The sequence below is a fragment of the Streptacidiphilus jeojiense genome, assembly GCF_000719095.1.
Taxonomy (GTDB): domain Bacteria; phylum Actinomycetota; class Actinomycetes; order Streptomycetales; family Streptomycetaceae; genus Streptacidiphilus; species Streptacidiphilus jeojiensis.
On sequence record NZ_JOEH01000006.1, the window covers coordinates 317,083 to 338,958 of the forward strand.

The 21,876-nt window shown below is 74.1% G+C and carries 18 protein-coding genes; 12 read left to right on the forward strand and 6 right to left on the reverse strand.

What is annotated here, in order from left to right; all coding sequences use genetic code 11:
• Genes IF29_RS0109860 through IF29_RS0109870 form a run of 3 tightly spaced genes read right to left on the reverse strand, consistent with a single transcriptional unit; the run spans position 1 to position 4,564 of the window.
• Positions 1-2,406, reverse strand: coding sequence for an ABC transporter permease (locus IF29_RS0109860; protein ID WP_030252436.1), 2,406 nt, complete (start codon positions 2,404-2,406; stop codon positions 1-3).
• Entirely contained in the window at positions 2,403-3,191 is a 789-nt protein-coding gene (locus IF29_RS0109865) for an ABC transporter ATP-binding protein (protein WP_051725115.1), read from the reverse strand. The genes IF29_RS0109860 and IF29_RS0109865 overlap by 4 nt, the downstream gene beginning before the upstream one ends.
• A complete protein-coding gene (locus tag IF29_RS0109870) occupies positions 3,188-4,564 on the reverse strand; it encodes an adenylate/guanylate cyclase domain-containing protein (protein WP_051725116.1) in 1,377 nt (458 codons plus the stop codon). The genes IF29_RS0109865 and IF29_RS0109870 overlap by 4 nt, the downstream gene beginning before the upstream one ends.
• 154 nt (positions 4,565-4,718) lie before the next feature.
• On the opposite strand from IF29_RS0109870, the gene IF29_RS47480 reads away from it, so the two are divergent.
• Positions 4,719-5,729, forward strand: a complete 1,011-nt coding sequence (locus IF29_RS47480; protein WP_030252441.1) for a cyclic nucleotide-binding domain-containing protein — start codon at positions 4,719-4,721, stop codon at positions 5,727-5,729.
• Positions 5,720-6,553, forward strand: coding sequence for an MBL fold metallo-hydrolase (locus IF29_RS0109880; protein ID WP_051725117.1), 834 nt, complete (start codon positions 5,720-5,722; stop codon positions 6,551-6,553). Before IF29_RS47480 ends, IF29_RS0109880 begins: the two co-directional genes overlap by 10 nt.
• A gap of 7 nt (positions 6,554-6,560) precedes the next feature.
• Here IF29_RS0109880 and IF29_RS0109885 read toward each other — a convergent pair whose 3' ends face one another.
• Both IF29_RS0109885 and IF29_RS0109890 read right to left on the reverse strand, forming a co-directional pair.
• On the reverse strand, positions 6,561-7,565 hold the full coding sequence (locus tag IF29_RS0109885) for an alpha/beta fold hydrolase (protein WP_084713826.1): 1,005 nt from the start codon (positions 7,563-7,565) through the stop codon (positions 6,561-6,563).
• Positions 7,566-7,617: 52 nt separating this feature from the next.
• Positions 7,618-7,806 (reverse strand): hypothetical protein, encoded by a 189-nt coding sequence (locus IF29_RS0109890; RefSeq protein ID WP_030252447.1) that lies wholly within the window; start codon positions 7,804-7,806, stop codon positions 7,618-7,620.
• Between the two features lie 86 nt (positions 7,807-7,892).
• Here IF29_RS0109890 and IF29_RS0109895 point away from each other — a divergent pair, with 86 nt between their 5' ends.
• The 5 genes from IF29_RS0109895 to IF29_RS0109915 all read left to right on the forward strand — a co-directional run bounded on the left by IF29_RS0109895 (position 7,893) and on the right by IF29_RS0109915 (position 13,733).
• On the forward strand, positions 7,893-8,843 hold the full coding sequence (locus IF29_RS0109895; RefSeq protein ID WP_030252448.1) for a helix-turn-helix domain-containing protein: 951 nt from the start codon (positions 7,893-7,895) through the stop codon (positions 8,841-8,843).
• 84 nt (positions 8,844-8,927) lie between these two features.
• On the forward strand, positions 8,928-9,533 hold the full coding sequence (locus tag IF29_RS0109900; RefSeq protein ID WP_030252450.1) for a pentapeptide repeat-containing protein: 606 nt from the start codon (positions 8,928-8,930) through the stop codon (positions 9,531-9,533).
• 215 nt (positions 9,534-9,748) lie between these two features.
• Complete coding sequence (locus IF29_RS0109905) at positions 9,749-10,414, forward strand: NAD(P)H-binding protein (RefSeq protein WP_030252452.1); 666 nt, start codon at positions 9,749-9,751, stop codon at positions 10,412-10,414.
• 106 nt (positions 10,415-10,520) lie between these two features.
• Entirely contained in the window at positions 10,521-11,801 is a 1,281-nt protein-coding gene (locus IF29_RS0109910) for a D-arabinono-1,4-lactone oxidase (RefSeq protein WP_030252454.1), read from the forward strand.
• A 369-nt stretch (positions 11,802-12,170) separates the two neighbouring features.
• Positions 12,171-13,733, forward strand: a complete 1,563-nt coding sequence (locus IF29_RS0109915) for an amino acid permease (protein ID WP_030252456.1) — start codon at positions 12,171-12,173, stop codon at positions 13,731-13,733.
• Positions 13,734-13,794: 61 nt separating this feature from the next.
• Here IF29_RS0109915 and IF29_RS0109920 read toward each other — a convergent pair whose 3' ends face one another.
• Positions 13,795-14,502 carry a TetR/AcrR family transcriptional regulator gene (locus IF29_RS0109920; RefSeq protein ID WP_051725118.1) on the reverse strand — a complete coding sequence of 236 codons (708 nt, stop codon included), beginning with the start codon at positions 14,500-14,502 and terminating at the stop codon, positions 13,795-13,797.
• 147 nt (positions 14,503-14,649) lie between these two features.
• Between IF29_RS0109920 and IF29_RS0109925 the strand changes: the two genes are divergently transcribed.
• The 5 genes from IF29_RS0109925 (at position 14,650) to IF29_RS48935 (ending at position 21,770) form a co-directional block, all read left to right on the forward strand.
• Positions 14,650-15,453, forward strand: coding sequence for an urea amidolyase associated protein UAAP1 (locus IF29_RS0109925; RefSeq protein ID WP_030252459.1), 804 nt, complete (start codon positions 14,650-14,652; stop codon positions 15,451-15,453).
• A 1-nt stretch (position 15,454) separates the two neighbouring features.
• A complete protein-coding gene (locus IF29_RS0109930) occupies positions 15,455-16,126 on the forward strand; it encodes an urea amidolyase associated protein UAAP2 (RefSeq protein ID WP_030252461.1) in 672 nt (223 codons plus the stop codon).
• 1 nt (position 16,127) lies between these two features.
• Entirely contained in the window at positions 16,128-19,706 is a 3,579-nt protein-coding gene (locus IF29_RS0109935; RefSeq protein ID WP_051725119.1) for a 5-oxoprolinase/urea amidolyase family protein, read from the forward strand.
• On the forward strand, positions 19,703-21,406 hold the full coding sequence (locus IF29_RS0109940) for an allophanate hydrolase (RefSeq protein WP_030252464.1): 1,704 nt from the start codon (positions 19,703-19,705) through the stop codon (positions 21,404-21,406). The genes IF29_RS0109935 and IF29_RS0109940 overlap by 4 nt, the downstream gene beginning before the upstream one ends.
• A 199-nt stretch (positions 21,407-21,605) precedes the next feature.
• Positions 21,606-21,770, forward strand: coding sequence for a putative leader peptide (locus IF29_RS48935; protein WP_380523199.1), 165 nt, complete (start codon positions 21,606-21,608; stop codon positions 21,768-21,770).
• Positions 21,771-21,876: the final 106 nt, after the last annotated feature.

The following is a 21,876-nucleotide window of genomic DNA, read 5'->3' on the forward strand; positions in this document are numbered from 1 at the left end:
TCACTCCGCTCTGAGGGTCTGTCCGACATGGAGCCGCGCGGCGCGGTGGCCCGGCCAGGCGGCGAGCAGATTGGCCAGCAGCAGCGCGACCGGTCCGGCCAGCAGCAGCGTCAGCAGGGCCAGCGGCGGGTGGTAGGCCAGCGGGGTGCTGTCGGCGACCTGGCGCCACAGGGTGCGGCCCAGCGCCAGGCCCAGCGGGATCCCGAACACCAGCCCGACCAGGGCCAGCACCGTGGCCTGGACGACCACCACCAGCCGGGACTGACGCCGTGTCATGCCCAGGGCGCGCAGCACCGCCACGTCATGGCGGCGCCGCCGCACCGCGGTGGCCAGGGCGTGCCCGACCGCCCCGGCCGCGAGCAGCAGCAGGAAGCCGCCGAGGAACAGTGGGAGGGTCTGCACGTCCTGGATCTCGGCGAGCTGCTGCGGCGCGGTCACCTGCTGCAGGCCGATCGACTGCCCGCCGGTCAGCGGTGCCGCCTCGTGCTGCAGCCGCTGGGTCATGGCGGCGGTGACGCTGCCGGGGCGCAGCGCGATCTCGGCGAGGTGGAACTTGAAGGTGGTGCCGAACAGTGCGCGGTAGCCGTCGGTGGTGGCCCAGGCGCCCGCGTCGTAGTCGTTGTGCGAGCCCTCGGGGACGAAGCCGATGCCGGTCACGGTGAACTCCCGCCGGGCCCGCGCGGCACCGGTCAGGGTCACCCACGACCCGACCTCGGCGTGCAGCGCCCGGGCGCTGGTGGGCGCGAGCATGATCTGGTCCGCGGCCTGCGGCAGCCGGCCGGAGACGGTGACCACCGACAGCGGCTTCCCGCCGACCGGGTCGACGGTGTAGGTGGTGATGGAGGTGTCCCCCGACTCCGCGACCGCGATCCTGGCGTTGTTGACGGCGGTGACCGCGGGGTCGGCGGCGATCCGCGCCAGCACCGGGTCGACCTTCCCGAAGTCGGTGCTGTTCAGGCCGAGGAAGCTCTCCAACTGGTGGGTCTGGCCGAACCTGGCCGGGTTGGCGGCGGCGTCGGCGACGGCGGCCGCGAAGGTGAAGGCCGCCAGCACGCCCAGCACCCCGATCACCGCACCCAGCAGGGCCGGGCGCACCGGTACGGCGGTGCGTCCGCGTCCGGGCTCCAGCGCGAACCGGGTGCCGACCACGACCGGCACCGGGAGCCCGGCCCTGGCGGTGGCCACGGCCACCGCGGAGCGCCTGGGCGCGGTCCGGTTCTGCGCCGAGGCCAGCGCCAGCCAGGCCGAGGCCACGGATCCGGCCAGGGCCAGCAGCGGCGTCAGCACCAGTCCTGCTCCCAGCACCAGCCAGTCCACGTCGAAGCCCGGGCTCGGCTCGTAGAGGGCCGCGGCGCCGATCGGCATCCACCGGGACACCAGGACCGCCCCGGCGGCCCCGAGCAGGCTGCCGAGGAGCGCCGCGATCACCGGCCCGGCCGATGCCGCCGCGAGGGCCTGCCGGTTCCCCAGTCCGACCCCGCGCAGGGTCTGCAGGTCGGCGACGGTGGCCGAGGTGTAGCGCAGCACCGACTGGCCGACCAGGAACAGCGCGGCGATCAGCGCCGCACCCGCGAAGCCGAGCAGGCAGTCGCCCTCGAAGGTGTTGACCCTGGTGGCGTGGCGTTCCAGCTCGGCGTTGTCCCAGATGTCGATGTCGGTTCGGCCGGAGACCCGGGCCAGGTCGGCGCGGAACTCCGGGATCGTCTTCTCGCCGCCTTTGAGCCGGACCAGGGCGTTGAGGTAGATCTGGTCGGTGCTGCCGACGAAGTTCGCCCTGTGGTTCAGGTAGAGCGCGGCCGACACCGCGACGCTGCCCTGGTCCCGGACGTTGTCGTGGTACCAGGGCGAGCGGACCACGCCGACGATGCGGGCCCGGATCGAGGGCCCCGCCGGGGCGCCCGGGTCGGCCCCGGTGACGTAGGTGTCGACCTGCGCGGGGGTGAACAGACGGATCGTCAGGTAGTCCCCGACGCCCTTGTGGAACGCCCCCGGGAAGTGCGCGCTGACCACCACCTCGTCGTCGCGCGCCTGGTCGGCGAGCCGGCCCTGCAGCACGATCGGCCGCTCGATGGTGCGCATGTTCGCGTCGTCGGCGACCGCGAAGCCGGTGGAGTTGTCCGGGACGCCCTCGATCTGGAAGGAGGAGATCACGAAGGTGGTGAGGGCCTCGACCTCGGGCAGCGCCCTGATCCGGTCCCAGTCGAAGCCGTGCTGGTTGGGCAGCACGGTGATGTCGGCCGGGCTGGTCCGCGCCACCAGCCGGTCCACCGCGGTGTCCCCGCGCCGTGCCCCGGCCACCGAGGCGAGCACGGCGGTGCCGGCCAGCGCCACCAGCAGGGCCAGCACGACCAGCGAGCGCCAGCGCCGCCGCAGTTCCAGGCGCAGCCAGAGGGCGGTGAAGGTCATGACGGACCGCCGGCCGCGCCGGACTCGGCTGCGTCGGAACCGGCCGCGGTGGGCCCGGTCGCGGTGGCCCCGTCGTCGACCACCCGGCCGTCCCGCATCCGCACCGCGCGGTCCGCGCCGGCCGCGACCTCGGGGGAGTGGGTGACCATCACGATGGTCTGGCCGTCCTCGTGCAGCCGCCGGAAGAGCTCCAGCACCTCCGCGCCGCCCTCGCTGTCCAGCGCCCCGGTCGGCTCGTCGGCCAGCAGCAGCCCCGGCCGGTTGACCAGGGCCCGGGCGATCGCCAGCCGCTGGCGCTGGCCGCCGGACAGGCTGGACGGCAGCTGCGCGGTGCGGTCGCCGAGCCCGAGGATGTCCAGCAGGTCCCGGCCGCGCGACTCGGCCGCCCTGCGCCCCATCCCGCCGAGCACGCCCGGCAGCACCAGGTTGTCCAGCGCCGAGACGCCGTCGAGCAGGTTGAAGAACTGGAACACGAAGCCGATCCGGTGCCGCCGGAACCGTGCCAGCCAGTCCTGGTCCCGGCCGTCCACCCGCTCCCCGGCCACCTCCACGGTGCCCTCGTCCACGGTGTCCAGTCCGGCGATCACATTGAGCAGGGTGGACTTGCCGCAGCCGGAGGGTCCCATCACGGCGACGAACTCGCCGGGACCGACCTCAAAGTGCACGCCCCGCAGTGCCCGCACCGGTGCGAGCTCGGCGGCGAAGACCCGGCGGGCGCCGGTGATCCGCACCGCGGGGACGGCGGGCCGCGCCAGGTCCTCGGCCGGGGTGTCGAGCGCGGTCATGGGCGGGCCTCCAGAGCGGGATCGGGAACGGCGGCCGGATCGGGGCCGGCGCCGACCGGCAGTCGGAAGGCGACCACCGGTGCGCTGTGGCCCTTGACGCTGCAGGGTCCCAGCGGGTCCCAGGGCCAGCTCCCGTCGGCGGTTCCGGCCGCGTCCACGGTGCCGGCGGTGGCCACCGTGGTCCCGGCCGGGCGGGCCAGGTCCTGCATCCGCTGGGCCAGGTTCACGGTGTCGCCGACCAGGGTGTACTCCAGCCGCTCGGCGCTGCCCAGCAGCGCCGCCGCGACCTCGCCGGTGCTCAGCCCGATGCCGAGACCGAACGGGACCAGGCCCAGCGCCGCCCACTCCCGGTCCAGCTCGTGCTGGCGGCGGTGCATCCCCCGGGCCGCCCTGACGGCCCGTCGGGCGTGGTCCGGCTGCGGCTCGGGCGCGCCGAACACCGCCATCACCGCGTCGCCGACGTACTGCATCACGGTGCCGCCCTCGCCCAGCACCGCCGCGTTCATGGCCCGCCGGTGCGCCCCCAACTGCCCGGCCAGGTCCGCCGGATCGGTGCGCTCGGCGATCGAGCAGTAGCCCCGGACGTCGGACATCAGCACGGTCACGGTGAGCCGCTCGGTGCGGGTGGCCGCGCCGCGGTCCGCGCGCAGCTTCTCGGCCAGGCCGCCGGGCAGCAGCCGGGACAGCGTCTCGCCCTGCTCCTCGCGGCGCAGGATCGCGGTGTGCAGCAGCCGCAGCCGCCGCAGCGCGCTGTCCCTGGCCCCGCCGGAGCCCCCGCCCGCGTCCTTGGCCAGCCGCAGGAACAGGCTCTCCACCGCGTCGTTGACGGCCGCCGGCGGCTGGCCCAGGCCCGCGGCGATGGCCTTCACCGGCCGCCCCTCGGCCACCTGCCGCAGCAGGTCCTCCTCGTCGGCCGACAGCTCGCCCTCCCGCCTGGCCGGCTCCATCAGCTCCCGGACGATCTGCGGGTCGATCATCGAGCCGCCGCCGGCGACCGCGCGGATCGCCCGCCCCAGCAGCCCGGCGTCGGCGATCCGGTCCTTGAGCAGGTAGGCGTATCCGGCCTCGCCCTCGGCCAGCAGCTGCACCGCGTAGTCGGGGTCGTCGTACTGGCTGAGCACGACCACGCCCGTCCCCGGGAACTGCTTGCGCACCCGCTGCGCCGCCCTGATGCCCTCGTCCTGGAAGTCCGGCGGCATCCTGATGTCGGTGACCAGCACCTGCGGGCGCAGCCGTTCGGCCCCCTCGACCAGTTCGTCGTAGTCGGCGGCCAGGCCGACCACCTCCACGCTGCGGTCGCGGGACAGCAGTGCGCGCACACCCTCGCGGACGATCAGGTTGTCGTCGGCGAGCAGCACCGTGATGCTCTCCATGACGGACCATTACACAGTGTCGCCGGTCGGCTTCCCAGGGTGCTGGCACCCCCGGTCCGGTCGGGCAGCACTCCTGGGTGCCGGCTGCCGCTGCTCCTAACGTCGTTGGTGTGAACGGACCCTGACGGATGATCACACCTCATCGGAGCAGACCATGCGGATCGAGTCACGGACCACCTCGCTGTCCTGGATACCCTCCGAAGCCGTGAAGGGGGTCGCCCGCGGCGCCTTCACGGCCGGCGTCAGCCACTACGACGACCCGCCGCCCGACGTCATCAAGGACTTCGACGGGCTGCGGGCCGCCGACGGCTTCCGCTTCGCCAACCAGCTCACCGGCTGGGCCGAGTTCGGCGACGACGGCGCCCTGCTGGACTGCGGGGCCGGCGGCGGGCTGCTGATGGGCTCGACCACGGTGCGGCTCGGCCCGCTCGGCGCGACCTTCGCCGCCGTGGTCATGCCCGAACTGCGCGGCGAACCCGAACGCGGGGACGGCTGGGTGCGCTTCACCCAGACCGTGGGCGGTCGCACCGGAGTGCCGCTGCCGCGCCGGATCCCGGGCCGCCCGCTGATCCGGCTGCAGGCCCCCTTCGTCTGGTCCACCCTGACGCTGACCCTGCACGCCGACGGCCGGGCCGTGCCGATGCTGGCCGGAGCCAGCCCGTTCCCGAGGCACTGGGTCTACGACGGGGAGGACCGGCTCTGCCTGAAGGCCGGCGTCGCCGACTGGCAGGCCTGGAGCGGCCAGGACTCCTGGCGGCACACCCCGTGGGGCGACGAGGACTCCCCGGTGCTGGTCACCGCCGCCGAGACGGCCCTGGAACGCGAGCTGTCGACGCTGATCATGCGCGGCGGCCGCCGCCCGGCGGTGCGCGAGCTCGCGGCCGGCGAGGTGCTGATCCGTCAGGGCGACCCGGGGCGCTCGCTGTTCCTGCTGCTGGACGGCCTCGTCGCGGTGGAGGTCGACGGCAGCGGACTGGCGGAGCTGGGTCCGGGCGCGGTGGTCGGTGAACGGGCCGTCCTTGAGGGCGGTCTGCGCACCTCCACGCTGACCGCGGTGACCCCGGTCCGGGTCGCCGAAGCCGCCGCGGAGACCGTCGACACCGCGGCCCTGCGGGCGCTGGCGGCGGGCCACCGCCGGGAGGAGGGCCGGGCGGAATGCGGGTGATCCTGCTCGGCGTGCGCGGCTCCACCCCGGCGCCGGGGCCCGCGTTCCTCCGCTACGGCGGCCACACCAGCTGCGTGGCGGTGGTGCCGGACGGCGCGGAGGTGCCGACGCTGGTGCTGGACGCCGGGACCGGGCTGCGGGACCTCGGTGCCCGGCTGGGCGGGGCGGAGGCGTTCCAGGGCTCCGTGGTGCTCACCCATCTGCACTGGGACCACGTCCAGGGCCTGCCGTTCTGTCCGGCCGTCGACCGCAAGCAGGCCAGGGTCGACCTGCTACTGCCGGTCCCGGTGGGCGGTCCGGAGCCGGCCGGGCTGCTGGCCCGGTCGATGTCGCCGCCGCACTTCCCGATCGGACCGGAGGGTCTGCTGGGCGGCTGGCGCTTCCTCAGGTCGGTCCAGGGGCCTTGCCAGGTAGAGGAGTTCACCGTGACCACGGCCGAGATCAGGCACAAGGGCGGCCTCACCCACGGACTGCGGATCGAGTCCGGCGGCGCGGTGCTCGCCTATCTGCCCGACCACGCCCCGGCCGGGGGTTCGGCCGTCGCCGAGGCGCTGGCGGACGGCGCGGACCTGCTGCTGCACGACGGCCAGTTCCTGGCCGGGGAGCGGTCCCTGGCCGACGGCTACGGCCATGCCACGGTGCCGGACGCGGTGGCCTTCGCGGCCCGCTGCGGCGTCCGCCGGCTGGTGCTCACCCACCATGCGCCGACCCGGACCGACGACCAGCTCGACCTGCTGCGGGCCGAGTTGGACGACCTGCGGTGCGGCGGCGGCCGGGTGGAACTCGCCCGCCAGGGCGACACCCTGACGGTCAAGGCTACTTGAGCATCCGTCAGGTGGCGCTGCGCTCGTCCGCCCCGCCGGTGTCCGGCAGCGCGCCGTCCCGGCCGCTGCGCAGCAGCTCGCGCCACTGGTCGGCGCTCCAACTGCCGGGCGGGGTGCTCTCGATGAAGTCCTCGACCAGTTCCAGGAAGCGGCGCGGATCGCTGTGGAAGGGGAAGTGCCCGGCGCCCTCGAAGACCTCCAGCCGGCTTCCCGGCATCGCGGTGTGGGCGCGGTGCGCGTGCTCCACCGGGACCACGCTGTCGCGCGAGCCCCAGAGCAGCAGGGTGGGCATGCCCTGCACCAGGTAGCAGCGGTCCAGCATGGTGACCACCTGGCCGCGCCAGTCCACCACCGCGCGCAGGGTGCGGATGAAGGCGCTGCGGGCGGTCGCGTCGGGCAGCCCGTCCACCAGGTTGAGCAGGTCGGCGGCGTCCAGGCCGAGGTCGGTGCCGAGCAGTTGCATCAGCTGGATCACCGCGTTGCTCTGCAGTCGCATCCCGGGCAGCCGCAGCGAGGAGAGCATCAGGTCGGCGCCGGGCAGCGACACGGCCCGCAGCACCGGGTTCACCTCGCGCCCCACGCCGCCGGTGCTGACCAGCACCAGCCGTTCGGTGCGCTCCGGGAACTGGTAGGCGAACTGCATCGCCACCCCGCCGCCGAGCGAGTGCCCGACCAGGGTGGCCCGCTCGATGCCGAGCACCCCCAGCAGATCCCGCATGCCGTTGGCGTAGGCGGCCACCGAGTAGTCGGCGCGCGGTTTGTCGGAGGCGCCGTGGCCGAGCAGGTCGGGGGCGATGACGGTGTGCTTCCTGGCCAGTCCCGGGATCAGCTCGGCCCAGGTGGCCGAGGAGTCGCCGATCCCGTGGATCAGCAGCACGGCCGGCCCGGAGCCGGCGATCCGGTAGGCCCGGCGGTAGCCGTGCACCACGTGGTAGTGGAGTTCCGCGTCCGTGTCGGCCACGGAGCGCAGCCGTCCGGTGCGGGGCGAGAGTTCCCTGGGCGTGTCGAACACGGTCCCACCTCCTCCTGCTGCTTCGAGCGTAGGGCGCCCGAAGCACAGGGGATTACCAGTGGGTTTCGGCGTCGAAACGGCGCTGTGCGAGTTCGGCCGCGATCCGCTGCAGGTCCCGGTCGGGCGGGCCGACGCGGCTTCCGCTGAGGGAGGAGGACGGGCCCTGCTGGCGGCGGTGGTTCCGCTCCAGGGCGTAGGCGAGGAGGGCGATCAGGACGAGGGCGATGGCTGCTGTGGTCATGGCAGTAATTGTTCTCCCGTCGGGATCCTGCCAGAAGTGGCAGGAGAGCCCTATGCCAACAAAATCCTGCCAGCTATGCTGACGGCATGCTGAAGACCGTCGCTGTGATGCTGATCGACGACTCCGCCCCGTTTGAATTCGGCGTTGTCTGCGAGGTGTTCGGGATCGACCGCACCGAGGACGGCGTCCCCCCGTTCGACTTCCGGGTCTGCGGCGAGCGGGCCGGCGAGCCGGTGCGGCTCAGCATCGGCGCGCAGATCGTGCCCGAGTACGGGCTGGAGGCGCTGGAGGACGCGGACCTGGTCGCGCTCCCGGCCGCCTTCATCCGGGAGGAGTACCCGCAGGCCGTGCTGGACGCGGTGGTCGCCGCCCACGCCCGGGGCGCGGTGCTGCTCTCGGTCTGCAGCGGCGCCTTCGTCCTGGGAGCGGCCGGGCTGCTGGACGGCCGCCGCTGCACCACCCACTGGCGGCACACCGACCAGCTCGCCAAGCGCCATCCGGAGGCCGTGCTCGACCCGGACGTGCTCTTCGTCGACGACGGCGAGATCATCACCAGCGCCGGCACCGCCGCCGGCATCGACGCCTGCCTGCACCTGGTCCGCCGCGAGCTCGGCACCGCCGCGGCCACCGCCATCGCCCGCCGGATGGTGGTGCCGCCGCAGCGGGACGGCGGGCAGCGCCAGTACGTCACCGCACCCATCCCCGAGTGCGAGGCCGACAGCCTGGAGCCGCTGCTCAGCTGGATGCTGGAGACCCTGGACACCGAGCACACGGTCGCCTCGCTGGCCCGCAAGGCGCAGCTGTCCACCCGGACCCTGGCCCGGCGCTTCGCCGCCGAGACCGGGACCACCCCGCAGCGCTGGCTGGCCACGCAGCGGGTGTCGCACGCCCGGCGGCTGCTGGAGGAGACCGGCTGGGGCGTCGACGAGATCGCCCGGGTCTGCGGCTTCGGCAGCGCCGCGCTGCTGCGGCACCACTTCCGCCGCGCGGTCGGGGTGACCCCGATGGACTACCGCAGGACCTTCGCCCAGTGCTGAACCGGGCCCCGCGGGCCTCTGTCAGTGGCCCGGTGTTCAATGGGCCGCATGGCGAACCGACCCCGTGCCCACAAGGCTCCGCACATGACCGCCCCGGAACCGACGGACCCGGGACTGGTGGTGCGTGACGAGGACTGGTACGCCCGCGAGCTGACGGCGGCCGACCGCTTCACCGGCTACAGCTTCCTGGACACCGACTGGACCGAGGTCGTCAGCAGCGGCACCGTCTTCGACGAGTGCACCTTCGCCGGGGTGCGCTTCAACGCCTCCCGGCACTCCGGCGCGGCCTTCACCAACTGCACCTTCCGCAACTGCACCTTCTTCGACACCCGGTTCACCGACTGCAAGCTGGTGGGCAGCGTGTTCCAGCGCTGCACCTTCAACCTGTTCCAGGTCTCCGGCGGCGACTGGTCCTACGTCGGGCTGGCCGGCGCCGACCTGCGGCAGGCGACCGTGGAGGACGTCCGGATGCGGGAGGCCGACCTCGGCGCCGCCCGCCTGGACAGGGCCGTGCTCACCGGCACCGACCTGTCCGGCGCGGTGCTCCAGGGCGCCACGTTCACCGGCGCCGACCTGCGCGGCAGCGACCTGTCGGCGCTGGACCCGCTCACCGTGGAACTGCGCGGGGCCAGGATCGACCTGCCGCAGGCCGCGGTGATCGCCACCGCGCTCGGGCTGCGGGTGGAGTGAGGACGGCCTCAGGTCCTGTCCGGAGTTCCGGCGCGGCGTCCCGGCGCCCGGCACGCTCCCCCAGCCTTCGGCCGGGAGGTGCCCCCTCTCGCCGCACCGGCCAAAGGCCCAGGTAGCTCCGCTACAAGGACCTTCGTCCGGCACGCCGAGGACACGCACCGACCGCCGCTCCTTCCTCCACGCCGGAACTCCGGACAGGACCTAGGGTCGAAGGCATGCGTACTGTCATCGCCGGAGGACACGGCCAGATCGCCCTGCACCTGGAACGCCTGCTCGCCGACAGCGGCCACACGCCGGTCGGCCTGATCCGCAACCCCGCCCAGTCCGACGACCTGCGTGCGGCCGGGGCCGAGCCGGTCGTCTGCGACCTGGAGTCGGCCACCGTCGAGGAGGTGGCGGCGGCCCTGGCCGGCGCCGACGCCGCGGTCTTCGCCGCGGGCGCGGGACCCGGCAGCGGCGCCGGCCGCAAGGACACCGTGGACCGCGCCGCCGCCGTGCTGTTCGCGGACGCCGCCGAACTGGCCGGGGTGCGCCGCTTCGTGGTGGTCTCCTCGATGGGCGCGGACCGCGAGCCGGCGCCCGGCACCGACCCGGTCTTCGCCGCCTACCTGCGCGCCAAGGCCGCGGCCGACGCCGACGTCTCCGCCCGCAAGGGCCTTGACTGGACCGTGCTGCGCCCCGGCGCCCTCACCGACGCCCCGGCGGCCGGCCGGGTCCTGCTCGCCCCGAGCACCGGGCGCGGCAGTGTCCCGCGTGCCGACGTCGCCGCCGTCATCGCCGCCCTGCTGGACACTCCGGCGACCGCCGGGCTCACCCTGGAGCTCATCGCCGGCGAGACGCCGGTGCAGGACGCGGTGGCGGCCCTGGTCGGCCCGTCCTGACCAGCGGCTCCGCCTGACCTCCCGCTCCTCCCCGCCGAGGTGCCGATCCGGGCCGGTACTAGGGTTGTGATCGCTAACACGGGGCAGCGCCAATCGAGGAGCGGGAATGTCGGGCACAACCACCGAGGCGGGTCGCACCAACTGGGCCGGCAATGTCACCTTCGGCGCCTCGCGCCTCGCGCGCCCCGACACGGTCGACGAGCTGCGCCGCACCGTCGCCGGGAGCGACGCCGTGCGGGTCCTGGGCACGGGGCACTCCTTCAACCGGATCGCCGACACCGCCGGGACCCTGGTCTCCCTGGAAGGGCTGCCGCCGCGCTGCGAGAGCGACCGCGAGCGCTCGACGGTCACCGTCTCGGCGGGCATGCGCTACGCGCAGGTGGCCGAGCTGCTCGAACCCGAGGGGCTGGCGCTGGCGAACCTGGCCTCGCTGCCGCACATCTCGGTGGCCGGTGCCGTCGCCACGGCCACGCACGGTTCCGGCGTCCGCAACCGCGGCCTTGCCTCTGCCGTGGCCGGACTGGAGTTCGTCGGCCCCGGCGGCGACCTGGTCCGGCTGGACCGGGACAGCGCCGACTTCGCCGGCGCGGTGGTCCACCTGGGCGCGCTCGGCGTGCTCTCGGCGGTGACCCTGGACGTGGAGCCGACCTACCAGGTCGCCCAGCACGTGCTGACCGGCCTGCCGCTGGACGCCCTCACCGAGGGCGCCGCCGACGAGGTGTCGGCGCTGCTGGCGGCCGCCTACAGCGTCAGCGTCTTCACCGACTGGCACACCCCGGTGGCCCAGGTCTGGCTGAAGCAGCGGGTGGAGGCCGGTACGCCCCGGCTCGACTGGTTCGGCGCGACCCCGGCCGACCGGCCGCTGCACCCCATCCCCGGGGTGCCGGCCACCCACTGCACCGAGCAGCTCGGCGTCCCCGGCCCGTGGCACCAGCGGCTGCCGCACTTCCGTCCGGACTTCACCCCGAGCGCGGGGGAGGAGCTGCAGTCCGAGTTCCTGCTGCCGCGCGCCGCCGCGCAGGCCGCCTTCGCCGCCCTGCGGGAACTCGGCGGCAGCATCGCCCCGGTGCTGCAGGTCTCCGAGATCCGCACGGTGGCCGCCGACGACCTCTGGCTCAGCGCGGCCTACGGCCGTGACTGCGTCGCGCTCCACTTCACCTGGCACAAGGCGCCGGAGGCGGTCGCCCCGGTGCTGGCCGCGGTGGAGTCGGCGCTGACGCCGCTGGGGGCCCGCCCGCACTGGGGCAAGCTCTTCACCGCGACCCCGGGTGCGGCCGCCGATCTGTACGAACGGGCCTCCGACTTCCGCGAGTTGATGGACCGCCAGGACCCGGACGGCAAGTTCCGCAATGCGTTCGTGCAGAGCGTGTACGCGGGGGAGAGGTGACGGCTCAGTAGGTCGGTCTGTGCTGCGGTCGTTCCGTGCCGAGCCCCCGGCCGCCACCGGGGGCTCCTTCGACCGCAGCTGGTGCCTGCAATACCTGTCGCGTGACAGAAATTAGGGACGAGAGGTTTCCGCCCTGTGTCGCGCCCGTGTCGGCGCCGTAAGGGGCGTTCCCGGAGCTGGGCGCGGGCGGGGATTTCTGCGTCCGTAACGCCTCGTTAGCGCTCCGGCAACAATGGGCCGGTTCCCTGACTGCCAATCAACCGCCTGCCGGTCAACCGCCCGCCGCCATCGGGCCGTGCCACCTGTCGCCGCGCGCCGGCGTCCGCCGTCGCCGTCACATGTCACTCACGGAAGCGACAGGGGACAGCCATGTCCGATCCCGCTCTCAGCGGCACCACCGTCCAGACCCTGGGCGTGGACGCGCCTCCAGCAACCGGCACCGAGGGGACCGATGCAGTCGCCCTGGCCGCCTTCGGCTACCGGCAGGAACTGCACCGCAGGCTCGGCAGGTACGCCTCCTTCGCCGCGGGTTTCTCCTTCATCTCGGTGCTCACCACCGTCTTCCAGTTCTTCGCCTTCGGCTTCTCCTTCGGCGGGGCCGCCTTCGTGTGGACCTGGCCGGTGGTCCTGGTCGGGCAGCTCGCCGTCGCGGCCTGCTTCGCCGAACTGGCCGCCCGCTACCCGATCTCCGGGGCCGTCTACCAGTGGGCGACCAGGCTGAGCACCCCCACCTTCGGCTGGTTCGCCGGATGGCTGATGGTCATCGGTCAGATCGTCGTGGTCTCCGCGGCTGCCCTGGCGCTGCAGGTGGTGCTGCCGGCGATCTGGTCCGGCTTCCAACTCGTCGGCGGCGACCCCTCGCCCACCACCCACACCGGTGCGCAGAACGCGGTGCTGCTGGGCCTGGTGCTGCTGGTGCTCACCACCGTGGTCAACGTCGTCGACATCCGGGTGATGTCGGTGATCAACAGCGTCGGCGTGACCTGCGAGCTGCTCGGCATCGCACTGATGGCGGTGCTGCTGTTCACCCACACCGAGCGCGGACCGGGGGTCACCCTGCACACCGGCCATGTCTCCGGCGGCTACCTGGGCGTGTTCCTGATCGCCTCGTTCAGCGCCGCCTACGTGCTGGTGGGCTTCGACAGCGCCGGCGAGATGTCCGAGGAGACCCGCTCGCCCCGGCGCACCGCACCGCGCACCATCCTGGGCGCGGTGGCCGCGGCCGGGCTCGGCGGCGGGCTGATCCTGCTCGGCGGGGTGCTCGCGGCGCCCAGCCTGACCGACGGTCACCTGTCCGGGGAGGGGCTCTCCTACGTGCTGACCAGCCGGCTCGGCAGTGGCCTGGGCCGGGCGCTGCTCGCCGACGTGGCGGTGGCGGTGTGCGTGGCGACCCTGGCGATCCAGACCGCAGGAGCGCGGATGGTCTTCTCGATGGCCAGGGACGGCGCGCTGCCGGCCTCGCGCCGGCTGGCGGCGGTGGGCACCCGCACCGGCACCCCCAAGGCACCCGCCGTGGTCGTCGGGGTGCTCGCGGCGGCGGCGATGGCGATGAGCCTGGTCTCCCCGTCGGTCTACCTGGCCCTGGGCACCACCTGCATCGTGCTGGTGTACGCCGCCTACGCGATGGTCACCGGACCGATGCTGCTGCGCCGGCTGCGCGGGATGCCGCTGGGCGGACGGGACGGCGCGGACGAGACCGGCCGCCCGGTGTTCTCGCTGGGCCGCTGGGGCCTGCCGGTCAACGTCCTGGCGGTGCTGTACGGGGTGGCGATGGCGGTCAACCTGGCCTGGCCGCGGCTGGCGGTCTACGACCCGCAGGGCGGGCACTGGTACCTGCAGTACTTCACCCTGCTGTTCCTGGCGGGCGCGCTGCTGCTGGGTGTGGTCGCGCACCGGGCCACGCTGGGGCGCCGGCAGGCGGCGGAAGGCTGAGGCTCCGTCGGCCGGGGCCGGCCCGCGGGGGCTAGACGTGCAGGGACTGGAAGTGCAGCGGCTAGACGTGCAGGGTGCCCAGCAGACGGGCGCCCTGCACCGCCGCGTCGGCGACGGCCGGCTCCGGGGCCCCGGACAGCCGCAGCGCGGCGTCGGCCGCCGCCGGGGCCAGCACCTCGGCCGGCTCGGCCGGGGTGCCGCGCCGGATCAGGATGACGCCCTCGATCAGGCCGAACAGCAGGTCGCCGCGGAGTTCCAGCTCGGGGCCGGCCAGTGCGGCGCCCGCCGCGGTGGCCGCAAGCAGCTCCCGGTAGGCCGCCTTCAGCGCCGCGCGCACCCGGTGGAAGGCGGCGAACCGCTCCGCGCCCACCTCGGGCAGCAGGTAGAGCGCGCCCAGGTTGTGCGGACCACCGCAGAGCAGCGCCACGTCGGCGCGGCACAGCGCCCACAGCCGGGCCTCCGCGCTGGGCTCGGCACGCGCCGCCAGCACCCGGGCCAGGTCCAGCGAGGGCTGGACGGTGCCTTCCAGCAGCTCGGCGAGGATGTCCTCCTTGCCGGCGAAGTAGTGGTACATCGAGGCCTGGCGCAGCCCGGCGCGCTCGGCGATGGCGCGGGTGGTGGTCGCGGCGTAGCCGTGCCGGGTGAACAGCTCGGCGGCGGCTGCCAGCACACCGTCCCGGGGGGCCAGACCGTCGGCGGCGGGGCCCTGGGCCCTGGGCCGGCCGACCCGTCCCCGGTTCGGGCCTGAGGCGCGGGCAGTGGTGGGCATGGAGCGATCCTCGCATACCGGCCTACCCGCGTTACCAGTCAGAAACGTCGGGGCAACGGGGCGGAAGCGCGGCCCGCCTAATTTCTGTCAAGCGACAGAAATTAGCGCAGCCCCATCGAACTCCTCGCCCACACCAGGAGGCTGACCGTGCGTTCGGCGACCGACACCACCCATGGCGCCCGGGACCACGCCCGTGCCCAGGCAGCCCCCGTCGACCGTCCCGCCGCGCCAGCGGGAGTGCCGGCCGAGGACGTGGTCTGGGCCGAGACCGTCCCCGGCGGCAACTACACCCACAAGGTCCTGGCCCGGGGCACCTCGCTGCGGCTGGCCGACCCGCTCGGCGACGCCTGCGCCCATCTGCTGCTGTACGTCGCCGACCGGCCCTGGGAGCGGCTGAACGTCGCCGACACCACCAAGGTCCAGTGGAACGCCTACCTCGGCCCGGGCAGCCTGCTCCTCTCCGACCAGGGACGGGTCCTGGCGAGCATCACCGAGGACGGCTCCGGCCGGCACGACGCCCTGTGCGGCACCTCCACCCTGGCCCGCAACAGCGACCGCTACGGCGCCGGCGCGCCCGAGTCGGCCAGCCCGGCCGGGCGCGAACTGCTGCTGCTCGCCGCTGCCAAGAACGGTCTCGACCGGCGCGACCTGGCCCCCTCGCTCTCCCTCTTCAAGGGCGTCAGGGTCAGCGCCGAAGGCGCGCTGGAGTACACCGGCTCCGCCGGTCCCGGCACCGCGGTGACGCTGCGTGCGGAGCAGCCGCTGACCGTCCTGATCGCCAATGTCCCGCATCCGCTGGACCCGCGCCCGGAGTACCAGTGCGGCCCGCTGGAGCTCACCGCCTGGCGCGGCCGGCCCACCGCACCGGGCGACCCGCTCTGGGAGGCGACACCCGAGGGCCACCGCGCCTTCCTGAACACCGCCGAGTTCTGCGCCGCAAGGGGGCTGTGAGATGACCACCACTGACGTTTCGACGGGCTCTGACATTTCGACGGGCTCTGACGTTGCGACAGGCCCTGTCGTTTCGAGCGCCACCGTCCCGGCCCGGGCCGCCTGGTCCGCCGTGCTGCGCGCCGGGCAGTCGCTCACCGTGACCGACCTGGCCGGCAACCAGGCGGTGGACTTCCTGGTCTACGACCGGCACGACCTCTCGGTCCGCTACAGCGCGGCCGACACCCTGCAGGCCCAGGGCTCCATTTTCCTCACCACCGGCAGCGTGCTGCTCTCCAACGAGCACACCCCGCTGATGACCGTCAGCGCCGACCAGGTCGGCCGGCACGACACCATCGGCGGCGCCTGCAGCCGGGAGTCCAACACCCTGCGCTACGGCCACCACACCTGGACCCAGCACGCCTGCGTGGACAACTTCCTGGCCGAGGGCTCGCGTTGGGGCCTGGGCAAGCGTGACCTGGTGGGCAACGTCAACTGGTACATGAACGTCCCGGTGGAGGCCGACGGCACCCTCGGCATCGTCGACGGACTGTCGGCCCCGGGGCTCTCGCTGACCCTGCGGGCCGAGACCGACGTGCTGGTGCTGGTCTCCAACTGCCCCCAGGTGAACAACCCCTGCAACGGCTTCGACCCCACCCCGGTCCAGATGACGATCACCGACGGAGCGGCCTGAGATGCCCGATCGCGCCTTCGACACCCTGCTGGTGGCCAACCGCGGCGAGATCGCCGTCCGCATCATCCGCACCGCCCGCCGTCTGGGGCTGCGCACCGTCGCGGTCTTCGCCGACCCGGACCGGGGCGCACCGCACGTCCGGCTCGCCGACCACGCGGTCCGGCTCGGCCCTGCGCCGGCCAAGGACAGCTACCTCCGCGCCGACCTGGTCCTGAAGGCGGCACTGGAGAGCGGCGCCGGGGCGATCCACCCCGGCTACGGATTCCTGTCCGAGGACGCGGAGTTCGCCCGCAGCGTCGAGGACGCCGGGCTGGTGTTCGTCGGCCCGACCCCCGAGCAGCTGGAGGTGTTCGGCGCCAAGCACACCGCCAGGGCCGCCGCCGAGGCCGCCGGGGTGCCGCTGCTCCCCGGTACCGGCCTGCTTCCTGACCTGGCGTCAGCCGTCGCGGCCGCGGAGGCCCTCGGCTATCCGGTGATGCTCAAGGCCACCGGGGGCGGCGGCGGCATCGGCATGCGGGCCTGCCACACCTCCGACCAGCTCGCCGAGGCCTGGGACAGCGTCCAGCGGGTCGCCGCCGCCAGCTTCTCCGGCGCCGGACTGTTCCTGGAGCGGCTGGTCGAGCAGGCCCGCCATGTCGAGGTGCAGGTGTTCGGCGACGGGGCCGGGCGGGTGGTCACCCTCGGCGACCGCGACTGCTCGCTGCAGCGGCGCAACCAGAAGGTGCTGGAGGAGGCCCCGGCCCCCGACCTGCCGGACGCCGTCCGGACCCGGCTGGCCGAATCGGCCGTCGCGCTCTGCGCCTCCATCGACTACCGCTCCGCCGGAACCGTCGAGTACGTCTACGACGCGGTCCGCCAGGAGGCGGCCTTCCTGGAGGTCAACACCCGGCTGCAGGTGGAGCATCCGGTCACCGAGGCGGTCTTCGGCGTGGACCTGGTGGAGTGGATGCTCCGCCTCGCCCAGGGCGACCGCGACGTGGTCCGCCCGGTCGGGCCGCCGCGCGGCCACGCCGTCGAGGCCCGGGTCTACGCCGAGGACCCGCACCGCGACCACCGGCCCAGCGCCGGCCTGCTGACCCGGGTCGCCTTCCCCGAGGACGTCCGGGTGGACACCTGGGTGGAGACCGGCACCGAGGTCGGCACCAGCTACGACCCGATGCTCGCCAAGGTCGTCGCCCACGGCGAGGACCGCGCTGACGCCCTGGACCGCCTGAACGCCGCGCTGGCCGACAGCAGGATCGACGGCATCGAGACCAATCTGGGGCTGCTCCGCGCCGCCACCGCCGCGCCCGCAGTCCGCGCGGCCGTGCACACCACCGCCACCCTGGCCGGGATCGGCGACCCGCTGCCCAGGATCGAGGTGGTCCGGGCCGGCACCCTCACCACCGTCCAGGACTGGCCCGGGCGCACCGGCTACTGGCATGTGGGCGTGCCCCCGTGCGGGCCGATGGACGACCTGTCGTTCCGGCTCGGCAACCGCGCGCTCGGCAACCCCGAGGGTGCGGCCGGACTGGAGTGCACCCTGGAGGGGCCGGCCCTGCGCTTCAGCGCCGCCACCACCGTCTGCGTCACCGGGGCCCCGGCCGAGGTCACCCTGGACGGGGTCCCGGTGCCGCAGTGGGAGCCGCTGACGGTACCGGCCGGATCCGAACTGGCCGTCGGCGCACCGGAGCAGGCCGGGCTGCGCAGCTACCTGCTGGTCGCCGGCGGGCTGGACGTGCCGGACTTCCTGGGCAGCGCGGCCACCTTCACCCTGGGCCGGTTCGGCGGCCACGGCGGCCGTACCCTGCGCGCCGGCGATGTGCTGCACGGCGGCCGGACCGCTGCCGTGACCCGGCCGGTGCCGTTCGGCGAACGCCCGGTCCTGACCCGGTCCTGGCTGCTGGACGCCGCCGAAGGACCGCACGCCGCACCGGAGTTCTTCACCGGGGAGGACATCGCCGAGTTCTACGCCGCCGAGTGGAGCGTGCACTTCAACAGCGCCCGCACCGGCGTCCGCCTGGTCGGCCCCAAGCCGGCCTGGGCCCGTCGCGACGGCGGCGAGGCGGGGCTGCACCCCTCCAACATCCATGACACGCCCTACTCGGTCGGCGCCGTCGACTACACCGGTGACATGCCGGTGCTGCTGGGGCCTGACGGACCGTCACTGGGCGGCTTCGTCTGCCCGGCCACCGTGCTCACCCGGGACCGCTGGAAGCTGGGCCAGCTGCGGCCCGGGGACACCGTCCGCTTCCGCCCGGTCACCGTCGACGGCCGCGACCGTCCGGCCATCGTGGACGGCGGCATCCTGGCCCGCACCCCCGAGGGGGAGGACCGGCCCGCCGTCGGCTACCGCCGCAGCGGCGACGACAACCTGCTGGTCGAGTACGGGCCGATGCAGCTCGACCTGGCGCTGCGGATGCGGGCGCACGCCCTGGCCGAATCGCTCGCCGCCCTGGACCTGCCCGGCGTGGTCGACCTCACCCCGGGCATCCGCTCGCTGCAGATCCACACCGACCCGGCGGTGCTGCCGCTCGCCGAACTGCTGCCGCTGGTCCAGCAGGCGGAACGGCGGCTGCCGCCCACCCGCGAACTGCGGGTGCCCTCGCGGACCGTCCATCTGCCGCTGTCCTGGGACGATCCGGCGACCCGCGAGGCCATCGCCCGGTACATGGCCGGGGTGCGCGACGACGCGCCCTGGTGCCCGTGGAACATCGAGTTCATCCGCCGGGTCAACGGGCTGGGATCGGTCGACGAGGTGTACCGCACCGTCTTCGACGCCGAGTACCTGGTCCTCGGCCTCGGCGACGTCTACCTCGGCGCACCGGTGGCCACTCCGCTGGACCCCAGGCACCGGCTGGTCACCACCAAGTACAACCCGGCCAGGACCTGGACCGCGGAGAACTCCGTCGGCATCGGCGGCGCCTACCTGTGCGTCTACGGGATGGAGGGCCCCGGCGGCTACCAGTTCGTCGGCCGCACCGTCCAGGTCTGGTCCGGCTGGCAGCAGCGCGGCCCGTTCGAGCCCGGGAAGCCCTGGCTGCTGCGCTTCTTCGACCGGATCAAGTGGTACTCGGTCGGAGCGGACGAACTGCTGGAGATGCGGGCCGACATGGCCGCCGGACGGCTCGCGGTCACCATGGAGGAGGGCGAGTTCGCCCTCGCCGACCACCTGCGCTTCCTGGAGGACAACGCCGCGGACATCGCGGCCTTCCGGGAGCGGCAGCAGACCGCCTTCGGCGCCGAGCGCCAGGCCTGGGAACTGGCCGGGGAGTTCGACCGGGCCGAACAGGCACAGGTCGCCGTGGTGCCCGCCGAGGAGATCGTGGTCCCCGCAGGGGGCAGACTGATTGAGGCTCAGTTCACCGCCTGCGTCTGGAAGGTGGACGTCGAGCCCGGGCAGCTGGTCACCGCCGGACAGCGGCTGATGGCGGTGGAGGCGATGAAGATGGAATCAGTACTGACGGCACCTCAGGATGGTCTGGTGGAGAGACTGCTGGTGCGAGCGGGGGACCAGGTGGAGGCAGGCGCGCCGCTGCTGCTGCTGGCCCCCGCCGAGGTCAGGGAGACAGTCGAGGCCACGATCGGAGACGCCGCATGACCGAGGGACCCGCACTCGCCCGCGTCCGGGCCGCCTACCGCCGGATCGCGGAGGTGGACCGCCCGGAGGTCTGGATCGACCTGCGCCCGCAGCCGGAGGTGGAGGCCGAGGCGCGGGCGCTGGACGCGCGCACCGCCGCCGGGGAGCGGCTGCCGCTGGCCGGGACGGTGCTGGCAGTCAAGGGCAACATCGACGTGGCCGGGCTGCCCACCACCGCGGCCTGCCCGGGCTACGCCTACCACCCGGGTCAGGACGCCACCGCCGTCGCCCGGCTGCGCGCCGCGGGCGCGATCGTGCTGGGCAGCACCAACCTGGACCAGTTCGCCACCGGCCTGGTCGGCACCCGCAGTCCGCACGGCCCGGTCCGCAACGCCGTCTACCCCGACCGCATCTCCGGCGGCTCCAGCTCCGGCTCCGCGGTCGCCGTCGCCCTGGGCATCGCCGACCTGGCCCTGGGCACCGACACGGCGGGGAGCGGCCGGGTCCCTGCCGCCTTCAACGGCATCGTCGGCCTCAAGTCGGCGCCGGGGGACGTTCCGACCGACGGCGTCGTACCCGCCTGCCGCAGCCTGGACTGCGTCAGCGTCTTCGCCCGCACCCTGCCCGAGGCCGAGCAGGCGCACGCACTGCTGCTGGACGCACCGCCCGAGCCCCCGGCCCGCCGCCCCGGGCCCTGGCGGGTGGCGGTGCCGGACGTGTCGCAGCTGGGCGAACTCGACCCCGGTTGGGACGCCGCCTGGGCCGCCGCGGTCGCGCGACTCGCCGAGGGCGGGGTCGAACTGCTGCCGCTGGACCTGGAGCCCTTCAGCCGCGCGGCGGAACTGCTGTACCAGGGAGCCTTCGTCGCCGAGCGCTACACCGCCGTCGGCGCCTTCGTCGACAAGCACGCCGCCGACTCGAGTGCGGGCGTCGACCCGGTGGTCGCCGGCATCATCGCTGCCGCCCGCGACATCCCCGCGCACCGACTCTTCGCCGACCAGGAGGAGCTGGCCCGGCTGCGGGCCACCGCACTGGCGGAACTGGGGGACGCCGACGCCCTGTTGCTGCCCACCACGCCCGGCCACCCGACCCTGGCCCAGGTCGCCGCGGACCCGGTCGGCAGCAACTCCCGGCTGGGCCGCTTCACCAACTCGACCAACCTGTTCGGCCTGTGCGCCCTCGCCGCCCCGGCCGGGACCGTGCCGCAGGTCGCCGGGCCCGGCGCCGCGGGGCTGCCCTTCGGGGTGATGCTGATCGGCCACCCGCACACCGAGACCCGCCTCGGCGCCATCGCCCGGCAGTTGGCGGCCCCCACAGCGGTCCGGCTCGCGGTGGTCGGCGCCCACCTCAGCGGCGAGCCGCTCAACGGCCAACTCCTGGACCTGGGCGCACACCTGGTCGCGGCCACCGCCACCGCCCCCGTATACCGGCTGCACGCCCTGGCCACCGACCCGCCCAAACCGGGCCTGGTCCGGGTCGCCGAAGGCGGCGCCGCGATCGAGGCCGAGGTCTGGGAGCTCCCGGCCGAGGGCCTGGGCCGACTGGCCGCCGCCCTGCCCGCACCGATGGCCCTGGGCCGGGTACGACTGGCCGATGGCAGCACAGTGACCGGCTTCCTCTGCGAGGGCCTGGCCGTGGACGGCGCACCGGACATCACCGCGTACGGCGGCTGGCGCGCCTACCGCGCGGCGGAATCCGGCCCGGCGGGACGTCAGGACTGACCTGACCCGGCATCTCCCGGTCCGCAGGTGCGGATGTTGTGCAACGGCGTCAATGCACCCTGTTGCAGGGGTGTTTCAGTATGCCGAGCAGGGTGCTGAAGGTGTTGCCGGGGCGGCTGCACGACCTTTACGTTGATCATGACCGGTCGACAGGCGTCCGCAGGCGAGACGGCGGCAGAGACAGGGGGAGGGGACGGGCATGGGCAAGGGCCGGTACGGCGACAGCGTCTCTTCAGGGCTCGTCGACCATTCCTTCGCCGGCGCCACCTCGCGCCGCCACGTGGACCTGCTCCGGGTCAGCAGCGCGCTCTGTCCCGCCGTCTCTCTCCGGGCGATGCGCCGACCGTCCGGCCCCGCGCGCTGACCGCACGCTGAACACGTCGCCGCGAACCCCGCCGCGATCGCCCGGCAGCCCACTCGGCCAACCCCCAGTCCGTCCCGTTCGGCGGCCCCGCCGCCAGGAGGTCATT

What these genes read in the sequence shown, in the direction of transcription:
- IF29_RS0109860 (WP_030252436.1), bottom strand. Translation starts at nt 2,406, where the DNA reads ATGACCTTCACCGCCCTCTGGCTGCGCCTGGAACTGCGGCGGCGCTGG.
- IF29_RS0109865 (WP_051725115.1), bottom strand. Translation starts at nt 3,191, where the DNA reads ATGACCGCGCTCGACACCCCGGCCGAGGACCTGGCGCGGCCCGCCGTC.
- IF29_RS0109870 (WP_051725116.1), bottom strand. Translation starts at nt 4,564, where the DNA reads ATGGAGAGCATCACGGTGCTGCTCGCCGACGACAACCTGATCGTCCGC.
- IF29_RS47480 (WP_030252441.1), top strand. Translation starts at nt 4,719, where the DNA reads ATGCGGATCGAGTCACGGACCACCTCGCTGTCCTGGATACCCTCCGAA.
- IF29_RS0109880 (WP_051725117.1), top strand. Translation starts at nt 5,720, where the DNA reads ATGCGGGTGATCCTGCTCGGCGTGCGCGGCTCCACCCCGGCGCCGGGG.
- IF29_RS0109890 (WP_030252447.1), bottom strand. Translation starts at nt 7,806, where the DNA reads ATGACCACAGCAGCCATCGCCCTCGTCCTGATCGCCCTCCTCGCCTAC.
- IF29_RS0109895 (WP_030252448.1), top strand. Translation starts at nt 7,893, where the DNA reads ATGCTGAAGACCGTCGCTGTGATGCTGATCGACGACTCCGCCCCGTTT.
- IF29_RS0109900 (WP_030252450.1), top strand. Translation starts at nt 8,928, where the DNA reads ATGACCGCCCCGGAACCGACGGACCCGGGACTGGTGGTGCGTGACGAG.
- IF29_RS0109905 (WP_030252452.1), top strand. Translation starts at nt 9,749, where the DNA reads ATGCGTACTGTCATCGCCGGAGGACACGGCCAGATCGCCCTGCACCTG.
- IF29_RS0109910 (WP_030252454.1), top strand. Translation starts at nt 10,521, where the DNA reads ATGTCGGGCACAACCACCGAGGCGGGTCGCACCAACTGGGCCGGCAAT.
- IF29_RS0109915 (WP_030252456.1), top strand. Translation starts at nt 12,171, where the DNA reads ATGTCCGATCCCGCTCTCAGCGGCACCACCGTCCAGACCCTGGGCGTG.
- IF29_RS0109920 (WP_051725118.1), bottom strand. Translation starts at nt 14,502, where the DNA reads ATGCCCACCACTGCCCGCGCCTCAGGCCCGAACCGGGGACGGGTCGGC.
- IF29_RS0109930 (WP_030252461.1), top strand. Translation starts at nt 15,455, where the DNA reads ATGACCACCACTGACGTTTCGACGGGCTCTGACATTTCGACGGGCTCT.
- IF29_RS0109935 (WP_051725119.1), top strand. Translation starts at nt 16,128, where the DNA reads ATGCCCGATCGCGCCTTCGACACCCTGCTGGTGGCCAACCGCGGCGAG.
- IF29_RS0109940 (WP_030252464.1), top strand. Translation starts at nt 19,703, where the DNA reads ATGACCGAGGGACCCGCACTCGCCCGCGTCCGGGCCGCCTACCGCCGG.
- IF29_RS48935 (WP_380523199.1), top strand. Translation starts at nt 21,606, where the DNA reads ATGGGCAAGGGCCGGTACGGCGACAGCGTCTCTTCAGGGCTCGTCGAC.